Genomic DNA, 18243 nt, shown 5'->3' with positions numbered 1-18243 from the left:
CCTGTTAAATCACTTCTTTGGCTTGCAGTTCAGTCACTAACGTGGCGGCATCATTCAACATGGTGCACTGCCCAGAACGCTTTTTCGGTTCAGTCACGTTGACGATTTTTACTTGCCCTAATGGGCTAAAATTCAGTGTCGTAATATCAATGATGTCTAATGGTTTTTTCTTTGCCTTCATGATGTTAGGCAATGTGGCATAGCGAGGTTCATTTAAACGCAAGTCGGTAGTCACAATCGCAGGCAATCCCATGGATAAGGTTTCTAAGCCGCCATCGATTTCACGCGTGACTTGCAGCGTTTCGCCCTCGACCATAATCTGCGACGCAAATGTAGCTTGTGCACAACCCAATAGCGCCGAAAGCATCTGCCCAGTTTGGTTGCAATCATCATCAATAGCTTGCTTGCCGAGCAAAATTAAATCCGGTTGCTCTTGATTCACCACTTGCTGCAAAAGGCGGGCAATATCCAGCGGCTCTAGCGCCATCTCGGCGGTTTTTTGAATCAAAATGGCTCGGTCAGCCCCAATCGCCATTGCACTACGCAGCGTATCTTGCGCCGAGGCTTCGCCGATGGAGACAGCGACGACTTCGGTGGCTTTGCCCGCTTCTTTTAAGCGTACCGCCTCTTCTACCGCAATTTCATCGAATGGGTTCATCGCCATTTTGACATTCGCCAGCTCAACCCCTGAGCCATCGGCTTTAACCCGCACCTTAACGTTATGGTCAATCACCCGTTTTACTGCGACTAAAATTTTCATAACCACTCCTATCGCGCACTTTGTTACTGCTATTTTTGAGTTGAGGGAGCCCATAGCAGTGAATATTTTCACTGCTAGGACGCCATCACTGACTATTTTTATCGTTGGAAAATTAAGATGTTACCTAAGAAATAAACCTTATTTGGTTTCTGGCAATATCAGGCTTGGCGCCACTGACATTGGCCAAATTTTTACCGCGACATAGTAGATAATACTGGTGGCGACTAAACCGACAATCCACGAAATATCCACGCCGCCTAGGCTATCGACCAACGGACCTGTATAGAATCCGGTGGCAATAAATGGCATTTGGATCAATACGCCAACCACGTAGGTGATGATCCCCACTTTGTTCCAGCGACCATAACGGCCATTCGGGTTGGATAATTGCGGAACATCGTAGCGACCTTTCGTCACCCAGTAGTAATCCACTAAGTTAATCGCACTCCATGGCGTAAAGAACGCTAATAAGAACAGCAAGAAAGCCGAGAACAGTTTTAAGAATGAGTGTTGCCCAGCAAGACCTAACGCCGTCGAAAAGCTCACCATGAGGATAATAAAAAACAGGCGCTGACCACGGGATATCTGGTGTTTACCACGGAAACCACACCAAATTGCCGCCATCGACATAAAGCTGCCGTAAGCATTCAGAGCGGTAATCGTCACTTTGCCAAAGAAAATACTGATATACAGCAGCGCTGCAATTAACCCCGTGCTGCCTAAGCCAACAATGTAGGAAACTTCATGACCTGCAAATTGATTACCGGCAAGCGCTGCCGCAAACACCCCTAAGATCATTGAGGCTTGAGTTCCGATCACTGTCCCTGAACCTACAGCTAAAAACGCTTTGATGGTTGGGGTTTTGGTCGGCAAATAGCGGGAATAATCTGCCACATAAGGGCCAAACGCAATTTGCCAAGAAGCCGACAGCGACATGGCTAATAGGAAATTCGTCCAGTCAAAATGACGATTTGATAATAATACCGAGACGTCATTCATATAGAACAGACGGAAGAATAGGTAGAAGAAGGCGATAACACCGACGACACTCGCCACTTTACCGAGAATGTGGATGATGCGGTAGCCGCAGATAGTGATACCGATGATCACAATTCCGAAAATCACGATCCCCATCCAATCACTGACGTTCAGTAATTGCCCCACCGCCTGCCCCGCCAATACTGTCCCACTGGCAGAAAACCCAACGTACATCATACAGACTAATAAAATCGGGATGACCGCACCATAAACCCCAAACTGCACGCGACTGGAGATCATTTGCGGTAGACCCAGCTTCGGCCCTTGTACAGCATGGAGCGCCATCACTGCGCCCCCCAGTAATTGACCGATAAACAAGCCAATCAACGACCAAAAGACATCGCCCCCCAGTACAACAGCGAGGGCACCGGTGACGATTGCGGTGATTTGTAAGTTAGCCCCAAACCACAGCGTGAATTGGCTCGACAACGTCCCGTGTCGTTCAGATTCAGGAATATAGTCAATGGAACGTGCTTCGATAAGCGGAACATTATCTTGGCGAGACTGCTTTTGCCCGATGATATCGTTGGAAACTGTCATGGTAATTCCTCTTTAAGCAAGGCTGGCTTAAAGAATGAACCAATTAGTCGTCAGTAATGAATTCTCTATGTTGTGAGCACAGACATTTGACGTGATGCAGGTATGTTATTGTTTTATCTACCCGTCATTAATAATTGAAATACATTCTTAAACCTGATTGTTGTTGTGTTTTTAAGTCCATGATCCTGTTGTCAGGGTAGTGCTCCTGTTATTGCTTAGATACTCATAGCTGGAAAAACCCCGATAAGTCCTGTCTTACCTATCGGGTCGAACACATCAAAATTAAGCGTCGAGAACGGCGCGCGAAATAATGATTTTTTGAATTTCTGACGTCCCTTCAAAGATACGCAAAATACGGGCATCTCGTACATAGCGCTCTAGGGGTAGATCGCGAATATAACCATACCCCCCATGCAATTGCAGCGCGGCATCCGTCACAAAACCGGCGCATTCCGCCGCAAACAGTTTTGCGGTGGCTGATTGCAAACTAAAACGCTGTCCAGAATCACGCAGTTCCGCTGCGTTCCATGTCAGCATACGCGCGGCTTCCAGTTGTGTGTGCATATCGGCAAGTTTCCATTGCGTTCCTTGATAAGCCGCCAGCGGCTTCTTACCAATCTGACGCTCTTTCACCCAGCCTAATGTACTTTCCATGGCTGCACGGGCGATCCCCAATGACGTTGCCGCCACTTCTACACGACCTTTATCCAACACTTCCATCGCCGTATGGAAACCCTTGCCCTCTTCACCTAGCAATGCCGATTCTGGCAGCCAACAGTTGAGCGCTAATTCATAGATAGTGCTACCACGCAGCCCCATGGTCTTTTCTGGCTGAGAAAATGCGACGCCTTCCGTCCCTTTTGGGATCATAAAAGCACTAATGCCACGAGCGCCTGCTTCGACGTCCGTTTTGGCGTACAGCACGATGAAATCTGCCTCTTTGGCATTGGTAATATAGTGTTTGTTGCCACGAATGCGCCAACCGCCATTTTCACGGGTTGCTGTCGTGCGCATATCCGCGGGGTTTGAACCTGCGGCTGGCTCGGTTAATCCAAATGCGCCAAGTAATTCACCACTTGCTGCTTTTGGTAACCAATAATTTTTTTGCTCTTCTGTTCCGCCAATCAAGATAGAATCTGTCGCTAAGAAATGGGCCGTCAATGCGGAGGATGTGGAGGCACAAGCCGCTGCCACCGCTTCAACAATCATGCTCATGGCAATACTACCAATCCCAAAACCGCCATATTGCTCCGGTAAGTTAATTCCCCAACAGCCCATTTCCCCCAGCGCGGTTAAGCTTTCCGCACAAAAAATTTCTTCTTCATCATAGCGTTGAGCGTTCGCTTGCAGGATATCGCGACACACTTTTTCAACGGCCTCTACAATGGCGTACTCGGTTTCATTAATATCAAAACTCATTGCATCGTCTCCGCGCTTTTTATCGTTGTGGTTGTAGTAGCTGCTGTGGCTGTCGATTTATAGTGTTCATTGCCTTCCCCAAGAACAGGGGCTCTTTGGGTGACCTTCGGTTTCACGCCATTAAAGAAAACAGGCTGAGAAATCAGAGGAGTACCGCCATCATTTAAGTGGGTTAATACTTGGCGAACTTCGGCATGCTCACTTTGCGTCGCTTGCTGTAAATTGTGAATTGGCGAGGCAGGAACGCCAGCATTCAGGAGTAAGTCACACACTTCCTCGACACTTTTTGTTCCTGTCCAGCGCTCAATTTCTTCACGTAGCGCCGCTTGGTTTACCGTACGAGTCGGGTCATTCAAGTAACGCGGGTCTTGGGATAGCTCCGGTTTCCCCATACATTCACAGAAACGTTGGAACAGTTTTTCACTGGCAATCGCAATCACCACCAAACCATCTTTTGCTTGGTAGGTATCAAATGGCGTTGAAACAGGGTGACGATTACCCACTAAACTTGGCGCCTTACCATTGGCAAATAAGTTAGATAACCCAGTGAGCTGCATACTGAGCAGCACATCCACCATGGCAACATCCAGATATTGCGCGCCTTCACCGTGACGTTCGCGAGCAAACAGCGCGCTGCTAATCGCCCATGAGGCAAATACGCCCGCACAGACATCTCCGATGGATTCACCACTGCGTGTAGGGCCTGACTCTGGGGAACCTGTCACGCTCATCAACCCAGACATGGCTTGCGCCACAATGTCATACGCTGGGTAGCTCGCTAGGGGGCTGTTTTGTCCAAACCCTGAAATGCTGGCGTAAATAATGTTGGGATTAAGCTGTTTAACACTGTCGAAATCGATCCCAAGACGCTTGGTGACACCGGGGCGGAAGTTCTCCACCACCACATCACTCTCTTTGATCAATTGAAATAAAATCTGACGATCGCCATCGTCTTTAAGATCTAACTCAATGCTGCGTTTTCCACGATTGATCAGCCCGTAATAAACACTTTCACCGTCAATAAAAGGACCAAGATGACGGCTATCATCACCATGATCAGGCACTTCGATTTTGATCACTTCGGCGCCCAAGTCTGCCATCATGCCAGTGCAGTAAGGCCCTGCTAGCACGCGGCTTAAATCAATTACTTTGATCCCAGCCAGCGGTCCGTGTGGTTTTTGAGTCATTGCCGCATTCATCGTGAATTCCTTATGTGAGGCTAAAAGGTGCCGACTCCATGGAGCCGGCATTCGACATTACTTGACCATTGGCAAGTTAAGGCCTTGCTGCTTCGCACAATTAATGGCGATGTCATAACCGGCATCCGCATGGCGCATGACGCCAGTTGCTGGGTCGTTGTGCAGCACACGAGCAAGACGTTTATCTGCGGCATCGGTGCCATCACACACAATCACCACCCCAGCGTGTTGCGAGAAGCCCATTCCCACGCCGCCGCCGTGATGCAAGCTCACCCACGTCGCGCCGCCTGCGGTGTTCAGCAGCGCATTGAGTAATGGCCAGTCAGAGACGGCATCTGAACCATCTTTCATGGATTCGGTTTCACGATGTGGGCTGGCAACAGAGCCAGAATCAAGATGGTCACGACCGATGACGATAGGGCCTTTTAGCTCCCCGCTTTTCACCATCTCGTTAAACGCGCGCCCCAATCTTTCACGGTCTTTTAGTCCTACCCAACAAATACGCGCTGGTAAACCTTGGAATGCAATACGCTCGCGCGCCATATCCAGCCAGTTATGCAGATGCTTATCATCTGGGATCAGTTCTTTGACTTTTTGGTCTGTTTTGTAGATATCTTCTGGGTCACCCGACAGTGCCACCCAGCGGAATGGACCAATTCCTTCGCAGAACAGTGGACGAATATACGCAGGCACAAATCCTGGGAAATCAAAGGCATTATTCACACCTTCATCTTTGGCCATTTGGCGAATGTTGTTGCCGTAGTCGAACGCGGCTGAGCCACGCTTTTGCATTTGCAGCATGGCATCCACCTGCACCGCCATACTTTTCTTCGCGGCTTTAGTCACTTCGGCTGGCGCAGTTTGTTGCTTGTCACGCCACTGGGATAATGTCCAACCTTGTGGTAGATAACCGTGTACTGGGTCATGGGCGCTGGTTTGGTCAGTGACTGAATCTGGCGTGATATTGCGTTTGACTAACTCGTTATACACATCCGCCGCATTGCCTAATAAGCCCACAGAGACTGGCTTACCGCTCGCTTTGGCTTCTTCGATATAACCCAACGCTTCATCCAGTGAAGTGGCTTTTTTGTCTACGTAACGGGTTCTTAAACGAAAATCGATACGGCTTTCATCGCACTCAACCGCAATCATGCTAAAACCAGCCATAGTAGCCGCTAAAGGCTGCGCCCCCCCCATACCGCCTAGGCCGCCAGTTAGGATCCAACGCCCCGCAGGGTTACCATTAAAATGCTGTTTTGCCAGTGAAACGAAAGTTTCGTAAGTGCCTTGCACTATCCCTTGTGAACCGATGTAGATCCATGAGCCGGCAGTCATCTGCCCGTACATCATCAAGCCTTTGCGATCTAATTCGTTGAAATGATCCCAATTCGCCCAATGAGGAACAATGTTGGAGTTAGCAATTAAAACGCGAGGCGCGTCTACATGGGTTGGGAAAACCCCGACAGGTTTACCGGATTGCACCAGCAATGTTTGGTCGTCTTCGAGGGTTTTTAAGACATCTAAAATTTTGTCGTAACATTCCCAGTCACGGGCTGCACGTCCAATGCCACCATACACCACCAAGCTTTGCGGATGCTCAGCGACATCTGGGTCTAAGTTATTTTGGATCATGCGGTAGACGGCTTCAGTCAGCCAGCTTTTGCAGCTCTTTTGGCTACCGTGCGGGGCACGGATCACGCGCGTTGAATCTGTACGGTTTAACATTCTTTTATCCCCTATCCATCCACTTGTTTTAACGCAAAATTAACAATTTCGGTTATTTATCATTGTTGAGTTAGTGGCTGCCAGATCATTCTCATACCGTAGGAATCTTTTAACTTGGCATTAAAATCAATTAGTTAAATAAAATCAAAGAACGGTTGAGAACAACTCTTTTTGCCCTGTTTGCTTAGTTGATAATTAAATATATATACATTTGATTCACAAAGTATATACATTGAAATTTGAATTTTTGTCGCTACAGTGGAGAAGGGAGATGGAGAAAAGTTAGACAACAATAACTAGGGTGCTGTTTCTACACAAAAACTTGTATATACATTTGATTTTCTATGCAGAAACAAACAAATAACAGAAATGAGAGATACTTCACATTCCGTAAGAATAGAAAAATTAACAGTTAAAACGACTAAAACCTATCTTTATAAGATTATCACCTGCCATTTCATCGCATGATACCTCTGAATAGGTAATATCTATTTATGCAATAATTTATTTTCTCCGTGAGGTAGCCTATCCCAAAATGAAATATACCAATAAGTGAGTTTTCATGACTAAAATTAATCAAAACATACCCTATTCCACCGAAAACCTTCCCTCTATTGAGAGTAAAATATCGAATAAAAATTCATTCTCCAACTTTGTCTGTCGAATAAATAATGCATTAGAATCATTTTGTAATTTATTCAAATCACCAATAAAAAATAGAAAAAGTGAATTAAATATAAAAAATAACATTGCCTTTATTAAAAAAAACTTCAGTATTAATAGTAAATATAAAAAAGAAATTATTCATGATGAAAAATCAACTGCTATTATATTGAGAAAAAAAATAGAAAGATTTAAACCTAACACTAATGATAGTTGCACATCTACTCACCTTGGCCGTACTCATGAATGTAATGGATATACTTTTGATAGAAACCTATCTGATAAATTCAACAAGGATTTCAATAGAACAAACACTCACTTACACACTCCATACCGCCAAGAAAATTCAGTTAAAATTAAAGATGCAAGGGTTCTCACTGCAAAATTTGGATTAAAAAACGCACAATTAATATCGCAAATTGCTCATCAAGGCTTTCTTGCAGATCCCACAATACTTTTACAAAAAATAAATAAAAATGAACATTACTATATAGGGGAAGGGGATATTCAAAAATCTAAAAATAACAGTTCAATTGAGGATATGAAAACCACCTTTAGTATTAAAGAAACAAAAAATGGGGATTGCATTATTACAGCGAATAAAACATTTGAATATATAAATACAAGTGAAGATTTCGGCAGTGCATTACCGGGATTGTCAATTTCAATCGAAAGAAAAACATATCTAACTAAAGACAATGAAAAACATCTTAAACTAAATAATCACAAGGGTATTTTTAACTTTATTAATGATAATAAAGATGATTTTAAAATTACAATCAAAAAAAATAATATGGAAGAATTAATAAGAAATAATTCGCATGATGAGTAAGCGGCTAAGCCCTAGTCACATACACAAGTATATGACTAGGGTTAGCGTTCACGGTCAACACCGAAACAGCTCAAAGTATGACGAAATTTATGACGAAAATACTACCCGCCGAGATAAGCGCTGCGTACCGCTTCATTCGCCAGCAAGGCTTTTCCGCTATCTTCCAGAACAATATGCCCATTTTCTAACACATACCCACGATCAGCGAGTTTCAATGCTTGGTTAGCATTTTGCTCCACCAGAAAGATGGTCATCCCCTCTTCCCGTAGCTGCAAAATAGTGTCAAAAATTTGCATAATGATAATTGGTGCCAGCCCCAATGAAGGTTCATCCAATAACAGTAATTCAGGCTGACTCATCAGCGCCCGTCCAATGGCTAGCATCTGCTGCTCACCACCGGACATGGTTCCTGAACGCTGGCTACGACGTTCATGCAGCCGTGGAAATAACGAATAAACCCGTTCAATACGCTCGTGATATTGATGGCGATCCGCAAAAAAACCGCCCATAGCCAGATTTTCCTCAACAGTCATGCGGGAAAACACCCGCCTCCCTTCCGGCACTAGCGCAATGTCTTTACGCATAATTTGCGGTGTCGGTAGCTGAGTAATATCCGCCCCCCGATAAAGTACCTGACCAGAGGATGCGCGAGGGTCGCCACATAACGTACTGAGTAACGTCGTTTTTCCTGCACCATTGGCACCAATCAGCGTGACAATTTCCCCTTTTTGGATATTTAAGCTGACATCATGCAGCGCCTGAATTTTCCCGTAATGGGTGGAAACTTGTTTAAATTCCAGCATCAGTAAGCTTCTCCCAAGTAGGCTTTGATCACATCCGGATGCTGGCGAATTTCGTTCGGTGTTCCGTTCGCCAGAGGTGTTCCTTGGTTCACCACATAAATGCGGTCAGAAATGCCCATCACCAGTTTCATATCATGTTCTATCAATAAGATAGAGACATTATGATGGGTTCTCAGCTCTGCAATTAGCTCATCCAGATCGTTAGTTTCCTTCGGATTTAACCCTGCCGCTGGCTCATCCAGCATCAAAATTTCAGGTCGCGTCACCATACAGCGGGCAATTTCTAGGCGACGCTGTTGACCATACGCCAGATTCCCCGCTTGACGGTTAGCAAATTCAGAAAGATTGACCCGCTCTAGCCATTTCACCGCGTTATCTACCGCTTCGGCTTCTGCTCGGCGAAATGCAGGCGTTTTCAGTAAGCCTGAGAAAATACCGCTTTTCAGATGTTGGTGCTGAGCCACTAATAAGTTTTCAATCACCGTCATTTCTTTGAATAAGCGAACATGCTGGAACGTACGGATCACCCCAAGGCGAGCAATGGCTTGACCCGGAAGCCCTTCAAGATGCTTATCCCGATAGAGGATCGCCCCGCTCGTTGGCTTATAAAACCCAGTCAAACAGTTAAATATGGTGGTTTTCCCTGCACCATTGGGGCCAATCAGTGAAACGATTTCCCCTTGGTTCAACGTCAGTTCCACGTTGTTGACCGCTAGCAAACCGCCAAAGCGCATGGTTAAGCCACTGACTTGCAATAACGGTACAGCCGAAGGCTGAATAGACGTCGTCATGATCCGCCTCCTTGTGCACTTTTCAATTTCATTTGGCGGCGCTGCATTGGTAACAAGCCTTGTGGACGCCAGATCATCATCAGCACCATCAATGCCCCCAGCAGCAACATGCTGTATTCATTCAGATCGCGCATCATCTCCCTTGATACCACCAAGATGATCGCAGCTAAAATCACCGACGTTTGCGATCCCATTCCACCAAGCACCACAATCGCCAATACAAAGGCAGACTCAGCAAACGTGAAGGATTCAGGGCTGATAAACCCTTGTCGTGCAGCAAATAACGCTCCTGCAAACCCTGCAAATGTTGCACTGATTGTAAAGGCGGTTAATTTAATACGTGTCGGGCTTAAGCCTAATGATCGACACGCAATTTCATCTTCACGTAGCGCTTCCCACGCTCGCCCTAATGGCATCCGTAATAAGCGGTTGATCACGATCAGTGTGATCACCACCAGCAACAAGGCGACAAAATAGAGGAAAATGATCCGGTCGCCGGGGTTGTAATCTAAGCCGAAGAAGTTATGGAATGTGTCCCAACCCTCTTTAGCAGTACGGCTAAACTCTAAGCCAAAGAAGGTCGGCTTTGGCAGCTGGCTGATCCCATTCGGGCCGCCGGTGATCTCCGTATTATTTAATAATAAAATACGTACGATCTCCCCGAACCCAAGAGTGACGATCGCCAAATAGTCACCCCGCAGGCGCAGTACTGGAAAGCCCAACAAGAATCCTGCTAATGCCGCCGTTAAGCCGGCAATCGGTAAGCTTTCCCAGAAACCGAAATCATAATAGTGATTAAGTAAGCCAAAGGTATAGGCGCCGATAGCGTAGAAGCCCGCATAGCCGAGTACCAATAATCCGGATAACCCAACCACCACGTTCAAGCCGAGCCCCAGCATCACGTAGATTAAGGTTAATGTGGCAATATCGACGCTACCGCGAGAGACTAAAAATGGCCATATAATCGCCCCAATAATGATAGCAAGCCCGATAATTTTTTGTCTGAGCGAGCCGCCGTCAAAATCCGGTAACGCCCACGATTTTTTGGGCACGCCCTGCCACACTTTGCTTAACGCGGGGCGAATTAATTGATACACAAAGATAATGGCGATACCGACGAAGATCCAATTCCAACGAACGTCTCCCCCAGATTCCACTATCAACTTAGTGCCATCGAGACCTAATTTTAGCCCCATCATAAATACCGCTAAAATAAAGAAGGTGACGGAAGCAATAATGGCGCTGATCCAATTTTCTTTTCTCATACTTTTTCGACCTCCGGGCGACCCAGAATGCCAGTTGGCATGATCAACAGAACACCAATCAATAAACCAAATGAGACGACATCTTTATATTCCGTGCTTAAATACGCCGAGGTCATGGCTTCCGCCACACCGAGGATCAAGCCGCCCAGCATTGCGCCTGGAATACTGCCGATTCCACCTAATACGGCTGCGGTGAAGGCTTTCATTCCCGCCATAAAGCCAATATACGGGTTAATTACGCCGTAGAATTGCCCTAATAACACGCCTGCAACCGCCGCCATCGTCGCACCGATCACGAAGGTCAAAGAGATCACGCGGTCAGTGTTGATACCCAGCAAACTTGCCATTTTTAAATCTTCCGCACACGCACGGCAGGCGCGCCCCATACGGGAATAACGGATGAATAGCGTGAGTGCCAGCATCGCAAGGAAGGTCACAACCCAGATAGTCAGTTGCATTTTGGTGACAATGGCAGAGAAGCCATCACTTTCACCTAATACCCACTGTCCAGTAATCAGGCTTGGCAATGCCAGATCGCGAGATCCTTGAGACAGACTGACGTAGTTTTGTAAGAAGATGGACATCCCGATCGCCGAGATCAGCGCAATCAGGCGCTTAGAGTGACGAACAGGACGGTAAGCAACGCGCTCGATACTCCAGCCATAGGAGCTTGATACCACAATGGCCGCCACAAACGCCGCCGCAATGAGGATCCAGCCCACATCGATACCGAGCATCATTAAGCCCGCAATGACAATGAACGAAACGTAGCTACCAATCATGTACACTTCACCGTGGGCGAAGTTGATCATCCCGATGATGCCGTACACCATGGTATAGCCGATAGCGATCAGCGCGTAAGTGCTTCCTAACGTTAAGCCATTGAGGAATTGCTGAATAAAATACAGAATTTGGTCTGACATAAGATTATCCTTTCAAACTACTGTCCCTCTATGGAGAGCAGAAGCTGGAAGCCCGTTACCAAGCTTCCAGCTCATCACTGAATACGCATTTCTCAATTATCAATACAAGTGAGAATTACTCTTGTGCAGTAGAGGTTCCGTCTTTGTGCCATTCAAACACTCCGAATTCGAAACCTTTCAGGTCACCATTTGGCTTCCAGCTTAATTGCCCCATAACGGTATCCACAGGGTTAGCTTTCAGATCTTTCGCCAGCACATCAGGTTCCGTGCTGCCTGTACGCTGCATCGCCGTAGTTAAGCCTTGAATTGCTGCGTAAGTTGTCCATACAAATGGTCCTGTTGGATCTTCTTTTTTCTTTTTAATCGCATCGACGATGGATTGGTTAGCTGGAAGTTGGTCATAACGTTTCGGTAATGTCACCAACATACCTTCTGAGGCGTCTCCTGCAATATTCGACAGTGAGGAGTTACCCACACCTTCAGGCCCCATAAAGCGAATGTTCAGACCTGATTGTTTCGCTTGGCGTAAGATTTGCCCCATTTCTGGGTAGTAGCCACCGAAATAGACAAAATCGACGTTCTCTTTTTTCAGTTTAGCGACCAGTGCAGAGAAGTCTTTATCACCCGCAGTGACACCTTCAAACATGACTTCTTTCACGCCAGCTTTGTTTAAGCTTTCACGTACTGAGCGAGCCAAACCTTCGCCGTATTGCTGTTTATCATGGACGACTGCAATGCGCTTCGGTTTAATTTTTTCGATAATGTATTTCGCCGCTGTTGGGCCTTGGTCAGAATCCAAACCTGTTGTGCGCATGATAAGCTGGTAGCCACGCGTGGTTAAATCCGCATTGGTCGCCGCTGGGGTGATCATTAGAACGCCTTCGTCTTCATAAATATCTGAAGCCGGCTGAGTGGAGGAAGAGCAGAGGTGCCCAATGACGTGCTTGATGCCGTCGTTAATCACTTTGTTGGCGACCGCAACTGCTTGTTTTGGGTCACACGCATCGTCGTATTCAACGGCAACCAGTGTATCGCCGTTAATTCCACCCTTCGCATTAATATCCGCAATAGCTTGGCGAGCGCCCGTAAATTCCATATCACCATACTGAGCAACGGGGCCTGACATAGCGCCGACAACTGCGATTTTAATCTCTTTCGCCCATCCAGCTGGACTTAATGCCATTGCGATACAACCCGCTAATAATGCTTTATTAATATTCTTCATTCGTGCGTCCCCGCCATCAATATTGTGTATGATTGTGAGTGTTTGTGATTGATTTATAATCAATTATTATAGGTGACAGGTTCAATGCCTGATATTTCAAAATACGGCCAATAAGGCTATATATTTCAGACCATTAAACAAGAGAATTATGCTAAATAGCAAATGAATGAGACAGCTATTTACATCAATTGCAGAATAAAAAACTAATGATAAAACGTGTATTTTTTGTAAATGCTAGTGTTATATTCCAGTTAAATTTGGCTTAATCCGAGGGAAACTCGGAAAATTCATCAATACCAAATTTTTCTCTTTGAAATTAAAAAATCGGTTACAGATCACTCTGCTGTTAGAATAGCGTGCAACATGCACCATGAAATGGATCAAAACAACATGAGACTTACCATCATCCCTCTGGTCAATCCTACTGAGCAACAATACATCGACTTATCGAAGATCTGGCTAGACCAGAATCGAACACAACTCGAACAACGCCTTGAGTCTGGCGTGCATTTTTATGGAGCGCGTTTTAACGATCGCTTATTGGCAGCTGCTAAAGTGGTTATTTATCAACAACAAGGTACTATCTGTGATTTTAATGTCCGTGAAGTCACTCGCCGTCGCGGTGTGGGATTGTATCTTTTACAGGAAATTTGCCGTCAACAACCTGAAATCCACCATTGGATCTTTGACTTGCAGGGAGTGGAACCGCAAAACAAAATCGCTTTGGAGAAATTTCTTGTTGCCTGTGGTTTTCAACCCACCGAAGAAACCCATCATTGGCAGCTAAACATCGAGCCATCAGTATGAAACTTAATAAAATTCATCACGTTGCTATTATTTGCTCTGATTTTTCTAAGAGTAAGGATTTTTACTGCCAGATCCTTGGATTACAGCTTCTCGCAGAATATTACCGTCCAGAGAATGACTCATGGAAAGCAGATTTAGCTTTTGGAGAGCATTATCAGATTGAGCTGTTTAGTTTCGCCAATCCGCCCAAAAGACTCAGTTATCCTGAAGCCACTGGGTTACGTCATTTAGCGTTTGAAGTGGATAATATAGAAGAATGGATTGCCTATTTGGCACAAAATCAGGTGGTGTGTGAAGGGGTAAGAATCGACCCGTATACTCAGAAGCGTTTTACCTTCTTTACGGATCCAGATGGACTGCCTTTAGAACTTTATTCCCGTTAATTACTAGGGGAAAGGAATAAGTTATCTGCATCTATTTTCCAATCAGAGGAAATAAATGCAGATAACGTAGACGGGCAAGAAACATTACATCTCGTCGTCTTCATCTTCCATCGCAAGACGCAGCTTTTTCATGGCATTCTTTTCAAGCTGGCGAACACGCTCAGCGGAAACACCATATTTGTCGGCCAGTTCTTGCAGCGTCGTTTTGTTGTCATCATCCAACCAACGAGCACGAATGATATCTTGGCTGCGCTCATCTAATGATGCTAATGCATCTGCTAAGCGATCAGTCGCGTGGCTTTCCCAGTTATCATCTTCAATGGTATTGGCAAAATCAGAAGACTTATCTTGGAGAAAAAGCACCGGCGCAACAGGGCCACCGAAATCACCGCTATCATCGTCGTCAGACATATCAAATGCCATGTCTTGCGCCGCCATACGGGATTCCATTTCCAGCACATCTTTGGTGCTCACGCCTAGCTCTTGTGCAACCATATCCACCTCTTCTTGGTTAAACCAACCAAGGCGTTTTTTATTCTTTCTTAAGTTAAAGAATAACTTACGCTGGGATTTTGTTGTTGCGACTTTGACAATACGCCAGTTACGTAAAACGTATTCATGAATTTCCGCTTTGATCCAATGCACGGCGAAAGACACCAAACGCACACCCACTTCAGGATTAAAGCGACGCACAGCCTTCATCAGGCCGATGTTGCCTTCCTGAATTAAGTCAGCTTGTGGTAAACCATAGCCTGCATAGCTACGCGCGATGTGAATAACAAAGCGCAAATGGGATAAAATCAGTTGCTTAGCAGCTTCGAGGTCACCATCGTAATGCAGCCTTTCTGCCAGTTCCTTTTCTTCCTCTGCGGTCAGCATCGGGTAAGCATTGGCAGCTCGCATATAAGCTTCAATACTTCCTTGTGGAACAAGCGCTAGTGATTGCATGTCTTTGGTCATTAAGATCCTCTATGAATTGTACTGAAATGGGAGAGAGTCGATACAGACAAACCGTAGTCTATCAGCTTAGCCGCGTTAAATAAATTATATACAAGAATAGTTAACCGCAGGTCAATATCTGACACATAATTAGAAAAGAAGTTCGCAGAAATTTATTTTTCCCATCAGTGCCAATAAGTTAGCACCGATGGGAACAACTAAATTATTCTGGTCTGAAATGGCGTAAATGTTGTAATGTTGCCAGCCATGCCGCTACCCAGCCCACAATTGCAGACATTAAAATAATCAACAGAGCCTCTTCCCACAGTAGCCCTTCAATGTGGAATTGCGTACCAAATACGCTTGCTACTTGCGCGACTAAATCGGACAACTGCCACACGAGTAAGAATGTCATAATGAGGGCGATCACCGCACCCAAGGCGCCTAATACCACCCCGCCATTTAAGAATGGGCGCATAATAAAGCCATCAGTAGCACCAATGAGCTTCATCACATTGATGGTATCGCGACGAGCAAAAATATTTAGCCGCACACTATTACCAATCACTAAGAACAATGAAACAATCATCAAAATGCCAATCACCGATGCCACTTGCCCTACCAACCGAGTTAATGCAGCTAGGCGTGAGAACCAGCTATCATCCATTCGAACTTCTTCAATGCCGTTAACTTGGCTAACACGGTCGCGCAATGTTGCTAAGGCATTCGAACCTTCAAAATCCAGTTTCGGGGTGATAATTGCCACTGCTGGTAGAGGATTCTCTTCTAGCATATCTAATGCGGTACTAAAGCCAGACCAGCTACGGAATTCCGATATCGCTTGGTCGCGAGATAAGTAATTCACATGGGCAACGCCATCAAGGGCTTCAAGCTGGGTCACCACATTTTGTCCCCCTTGCTCATCGAGAGACTTATCCAGATAGACCGTCAACTGAGGCGTCGGATACCACTGCTCAGCCGCTTGAGAAACATTCTTCCAAACGATATAACACAGACTTGGTAGCGCTAATGAAATGGCAATAACCATCACAGTTAAAAAGGTTGCCAGCGGTTGACGTAGCATATCAGCCAGCGCATTTAACCAAGAGTAGCGCCACTGCTCACGCCAGCCACCTTTGAGTGCTTTGCTTTTTGATTGCATGGCACGTTCTGGCTTCGCTTTGCGGACATTCTTAGCCATGTTGACCTCCAAGCATCCGACCTTCGCTTAAGGTCAATACACGCAAATTACGGCGTTCAATCAACGCAATATCGTGGGTTGCCATTAATACCGTCACCCCCACACGGTTAAATTCTTCAAATAAACGCATAATGCCTTCAGATAACTCGTTATCAAGGTTACCTGTCGGCTCATCCGCGAGAAGCATCGTTGGCTTATTCACTACTGCGCGTGCAATACCCACGCGCTGCTGTTCACCACCAGACAGTTGGATTGGGAAGTTTTTCGCTTTATCCAACAAACCGACTTTATCCAATGCAGCGCTCACGCGTCGGCGAATATCTTCGCTACTTGCACCAGAAATAATTAGTGGCATCGCCACGTTGTCATAAACAGTGCGGTCAAATAACAGATGGTGATCTTGGAAAATCATGCCGATCTGTCTGCGCAGAAAAGGGATCTCTCTGTCTTTTAGTCGGCTGATATCGTGACCATTAAACAGAATATGACCCGCACTTGGGCGCTCAATACCACAAATCAGTTTAAGTAATGTACTTTTACCTGCGCCTGAGTGACCCGTTAAAAATGCCATTTCCCCAGGGCGTAGATGGAAATCTACCCCTTGGAGCGCTTGGCGGCCACCGCGATAAGCTTTACTCACATGTTCAAAGCGGATCATCGAAAATTATTCCTCTCGGGCAAATAGAGCCTCGATAAAGTCATCGGCTTTAAATGGGCGTAAATCTTCAATACCTTCACCAATCCCGATATAACGAATTGGAATACCGAACTGATCGGCGATTGAAAAGATTACGCCACCTTTTGCTGTACCATCGAGTTTTGTCAGTGTAATACCGGTTAAACCTACGGCGTCATTGAAAATTTTAGCCTGACTAACCGCATTTTGTCCGGTGCTCGCATCGAGGGTCAACATAATTTCATGAGGGGCTGACTCATCAAGCTTCTTCATCACGCGGACAATTTTCTTCAATTCTTCCATTAAGTGCGCTTTATTTTGTAAGCGCCCTGCGGTGTCGGCGATCAACACATCGACACCTTTTGCTTGAGCAGATTGAATCGCATCAAAAATCACGGAAGCTGGATCAGCACCAGTATGCTGAGCGACAACTGAAATATTGTTACGATCGCCCCACACTTGCAGTTGTTCAACTGCCGCGGCACGGAATGTATCACCCGCCGCCAACATGACGGACTTACCTTCTGATTGATACTGACGTGCTAATTTACCAATCGTTGTAGTTTTACCCACACCGTTAACACCAACCATCAGAATAACATAAGGTTTTTTACCTTCGATCTCTAATGGTTTGTCTACGGTGGCTAAAATATCAGACATTTCTTCACGCAGCTTACCGTACAACGCTTCGGCATCTTTTAGCTCTTTACGGGAAGCGTGCTGCGTTAAGTTATCAATGATTTTACGGGTAGTTTCAACACCGACATCCGCAATTAATAACTGCTCTTCTAGCTCTTCAAAAAGGTCGTCATCGATTTTTTTGCCCTTGAATAGACCAAGGAAACCAGAACCTAAATTTTGACGAGTTTTTAATAAGCCTTTCTTCAGACGGCTGAAAAAGCCTTCTTTTTTCGGTTTTTCCTGCTCAACTGGCTGAGTTTTCGCAGCGTCTTCTTCCGCTTGCTTTTGTGCTTCTTCCTCGGCTAAACGTGCCGCCTCGGCCCCTTCTTCTGCAATACGAGCTGCTTCTTCTTCCGCTAATCGAGCTGCTTCT

17 protein-coding genes are annotated in these 18243 nt (G+C 45.7%); 3 read left to right on the top strand and 14 right to left on the bottom strand.

From position 1 onward, the window contains the following. Positions 1-4: 4 nt before the first annotated feature. From PR799_RS10530 to hutU, 5 genes are all read right to left on the bottom strand, one after another. Positions 5-760 carry an electron transfer flavoprotein subunit beta/FixA family protein gene (locus tag PR799_RS10530; RefSeq protein ID WP_154627770.1) on the bottom strand — a complete coding sequence of 252 codons (756 nt, stop codon included), beginning with the start codon at positions 758-760 and terminating at the stop codon, positions 5-7. Between the two features lie 138 nt (positions 761-898). Next, the gene (locus PR799_RS10525) at positions 899-2338 is read right to left on the bottom strand and encodes a purine-cytosine permease family protein (protein ID WP_154603483.1); all 1440 of its coding nucleotides are present in this window, start codon (positions 2336-2338) and stop codon (positions 899-901) included. 282 nt (positions 2339-2620) lie between these two features. Next, a complete protein-coding gene (locus PR799_RS10520) occupies positions 2621-3757 on the bottom strand; it encodes an acyl-CoA dehydrogenase family protein (protein ID WP_154627772.1) in 1137 nt (378 codons plus the stop codon). Continuing rightward, the gene (locus tag PR799_RS10515) at positions 3754-4956 is read right to left on the bottom strand and encodes a CaiB/BaiF CoA transferase family protein (RefSeq protein WP_154627773.1); all 1203 of its coding nucleotides are present in this window, start codon (positions 4954-4956) and stop codon (positions 3754-3756) included. The genes PR799_RS10520 and PR799_RS10515 overlap by 4 nt, the downstream gene beginning before the upstream one ends. Positions 4957-5013: 57 nt before the next feature. Continuing rightward, positions 5014-6681 carry a urocanate hydratase gene (gene hutU, locus PR799_RS10510; protein WP_272522003.1) on the bottom strand — a complete coding sequence of 556 codons (1668 nt, stop codon included), beginning with the start codon at positions 6679-6681 and terminating at the stop codon, positions 5014-5016. A 562-nt stretch (positions 6682-7243) separates the two neighbouring features. On the opposite strand from hutU, the gene PR799_RS10505 reads away from it, so the two are divergent. Beyond that, a complete protein-coding gene (locus PR799_RS10505) occupies positions 7244-8176 on the top strand; it encodes a hypothetical protein (protein ID WP_272522002.1) in 933 nt (310 codons plus the stop codon). Between the two features lie 101 nt (positions 8177-8277). On the opposite strand, the gene livF is transcribed toward PR799_RS10505, so the two are convergent. The 5 genes from livF to PR799_RS10480 all read right to left on the bottom strand — a co-directional run bounded on the left by livF (position 8278) and on the right by PR799_RS10480 (position 13183). After that, positions 8278-8979 (bottom strand): high-affinity branched-chain amino acid ABC transporter ATP-binding protein LivF, encoded by a 702-nt coding sequence (gene livF / locus PR799_RS10500; protein WP_154627776.1) that lies wholly within the window; start codon positions 8977-8979, stop codon positions 8278-8280. Beyond that, positions 8979-9770, bottom strand: coding sequence for a high-affinity branched-chain amino acid ABC transporter ATP-binding protein LivG (gene livG, locus PR799_RS10495; protein ID WP_154627777.1), 792 nt, complete (start codon positions 9768-9770; stop codon positions 8979-8981). Before livG ends, livF begins: the two co-directional genes overlap by 1 nt. After that, complete coding sequence (locus tag PR799_RS10490) at positions 9767-11035, bottom strand: high-affinity branched-chain amino acid ABC transporter permease LivM (RefSeq protein WP_154627778.1); 1269 nt, start codon at positions 11033-11035, stop codon at positions 9767-9769. The genes livG and PR799_RS10490 overlap by 4 nt, the downstream gene beginning before the upstream one ends. Then, positions 11032-11958, bottom strand: coding sequence for a high-affinity branched-chain amino acid ABC transporter permease LivH (gene livH, locus PR799_RS10485; RefSeq protein WP_154627779.1), 927 nt, complete (start codon positions 11956-11958; stop codon positions 11032-11034). Before livH ends, PR799_RS10490 begins: the two co-directional genes overlap by 4 nt. 115 nt (positions 11959-12073) lie before the next feature. After that, a complete protein-coding gene (locus tag PR799_RS10480) occupies positions 12074-13183 on the bottom strand; it encodes a branched-chain amino acid ABC transporter substrate-binding protein (RefSeq protein ID WP_132496626.1) in 1110 nt (369 codons plus the stop codon). Between the two features lie 390 nt (positions 13184-13573). Between PR799_RS10480 and panM the strand changes: the two genes are divergently transcribed. Together panM and gloA2 are read left to right on the top strand one after the other, a co-directional pair. Then, on the top strand, positions 13574-13990 hold the full coding sequence (gene panM / locus PR799_RS10475; RefSeq protein ID WP_272522001.1) for an aspartate 1-decarboxylase autocleavage activator PanM: 417 nt from the start codon (positions 13574-13576) through the stop codon (positions 13988-13990). Then, entirely contained in the window at positions 13987-14373 is a 387-nt protein-coding gene (gene gloA2 / locus PR799_RS10470) for an SMU1112c/YaeR family gloxylase I-like metalloprotein (RefSeq protein WP_154627781.1), read from the top strand. Before panM ends, gloA2 begins: the two co-directional genes overlap by 4 nt. Positions 14374-14457: 84 nt before the next feature. On the opposite strand, the gene rpoH is transcribed toward gloA2, so the two are convergent. The 4 genes from rpoH to ftsY form a co-directional block, all read right to left on the bottom strand. Continuing rightward, positions 14458-15333, bottom strand: coding sequence for an RNA polymerase sigma factor RpoH (gene rpoH / locus PR799_RS10465; protein ID WP_108478418.1), 876 nt, complete (start codon positions 15331-15333; stop codon positions 14458-14460). A 202-nt stretch (positions 15334-15535) separates the two neighbouring features. Then, positions 15536-16513: a permease-like cell division protein FtsX gene (gene ftsX / locus PR799_RS10460; protein WP_132496629.1), complete on the bottom strand. Its 978-nt coding sequence runs from the start codon at positions 16511-16513 to the stop codon at positions 15536-15538. Then, positions 16506-17171, bottom strand: a complete 666-nt coding sequence (gene ftsE, locus PR799_RS10455; RefSeq protein ID WP_154627782.1) for a cell division ATP-binding protein FtsE — start codon at positions 17169-17171, stop codon at positions 16506-16508. Before ftsE ends, ftsX begins: the two co-directional genes overlap by 8 nt. Positions 17172-17177: 6 nt before the next feature. Then, on the bottom strand, positions 17178-18243 hold a 1066-nt coding region (gene ftsY, locus PR799_RS10450; protein ID WP_272522000.1), incomplete at its 5' end, for a signal recognition particle-docking protein FtsY.

The organism is Providencia sp. PROV202 (assembly GCF_028479565.1).
Taxonomy (GTDB): Bacteria; Pseudomonadota; Gammaproteobacteria; order Enterobacterales; family Enterobacteriaceae; genus Providencia; species Providencia zhijiangensis.
The sequence above is the reverse complement of the archived record's forward strand: the minus strand, read 5'-3'. Positions and strand labels throughout refer to the sequence as shown.

Excerpts from the sequence above, each read along its gene's own strand:
- ftsX (WP_132496629.1), bottom strand. The coding sequence starts at position 16,513 with ATGGCTAAGAATGTCCGCAAAGCGAAGCCAGAACGTGCCATGCAATCA.
- PR799_RS10490 (WP_154627778.1), bottom strand. The coding sequence starts at position 11,035 with ATGAGAAAAGAAAATTGGATCAGCGCCATTATTGCTTCCGTCACCTTC.
- livF (WP_154627776.1), bottom strand. The coding sequence starts at position 8,979 with ATGCTGGAATTTAAACAAGTTTCCACCCATTACGGGAAAATTCAGGCG.
- PR799_RS10480 (WP_132496626.1), bottom strand. The coding sequence starts at position 13,183 with ATGAAGAATATTAATAAAGCATTATTAGCGGGTTGTATCGCAATGGCA.
- gloA2 (WP_154627781.1), top strand. The coding sequence starts at position 13,987 with ATGAAACTTAATAAAATTCATCACGTTGCTATTATTTGCTCTGATTTT.
- PR799_RS10520 (WP_154627772.1), bottom strand. The coding sequence starts at position 3,757 with ATGAGTTTTGATATTAATGAAACCGAGTACGCCATTGTAGAGGCCGTT.
- livH (WP_154627779.1), bottom strand. The coding sequence starts at position 11,958 with ATGTCAGACCAAATTCTGTATTTTATTCAGCAATTCCTCAATGGCTTA.
- PR799_RS10505 (WP_272522002.1), top strand. The coding sequence starts at position 7,244 with ATGACTAAAATTAATCAAAACATACCCTATTCCACCGAAAACCTTCCC.
- PR799_RS10525 (WP_154603483.1), bottom strand. The coding sequence starts at position 2,338 with ATGACAGTTTCCAACGATATCATCGGGCAAAAGCAGTCTCGCCAAGAT.
- livG (WP_154627777.1), bottom strand. The coding sequence starts at position 9,770 with ATGACGACGTCTATTCAGCCTTCGGCTGTACCGTTATTGCAAGTCAGT.
- PR799_RS10530 (WP_154627770.1), bottom strand. The coding sequence starts at position 760 with ATGAAAATTTTAGTCGCAGTAAAACGGGTGATTGACCATAACGTTAAG.
- ftsE (WP_154627782.1), bottom strand. The coding sequence starts at position 17,171 with ATGATCCGCTTTGAACATGTGAGTAAAGCTTATCGCGGTGGCCGCCAA.
- hutU (WP_272522003.1), bottom strand. The coding sequence starts at position 6,681 with ATGTTAAACCGTACAGATTCAACGCGCGTGATCCGTGCCCCGCACGGT.
- panM (WP_272522001.1), top strand. The coding sequence starts at position 13,574 with ATGAGACTTACCATCATCCCTCTGGTCAATCCTACTGAGCAACAATAC.
- PR799_RS10515 (WP_154627773.1), bottom strand. The coding sequence starts at position 4,956 with ATGAATGCGGCAATGACTCAAAAACCACACGGACCGCTGGCTGGGATC.
- rpoH (WP_108478418.1), bottom strand. The coding sequence starts at position 15,333 with ATGACCAAAGACATGCAATCACTAGCGCTTGTTCCACAAGGAAGTATT.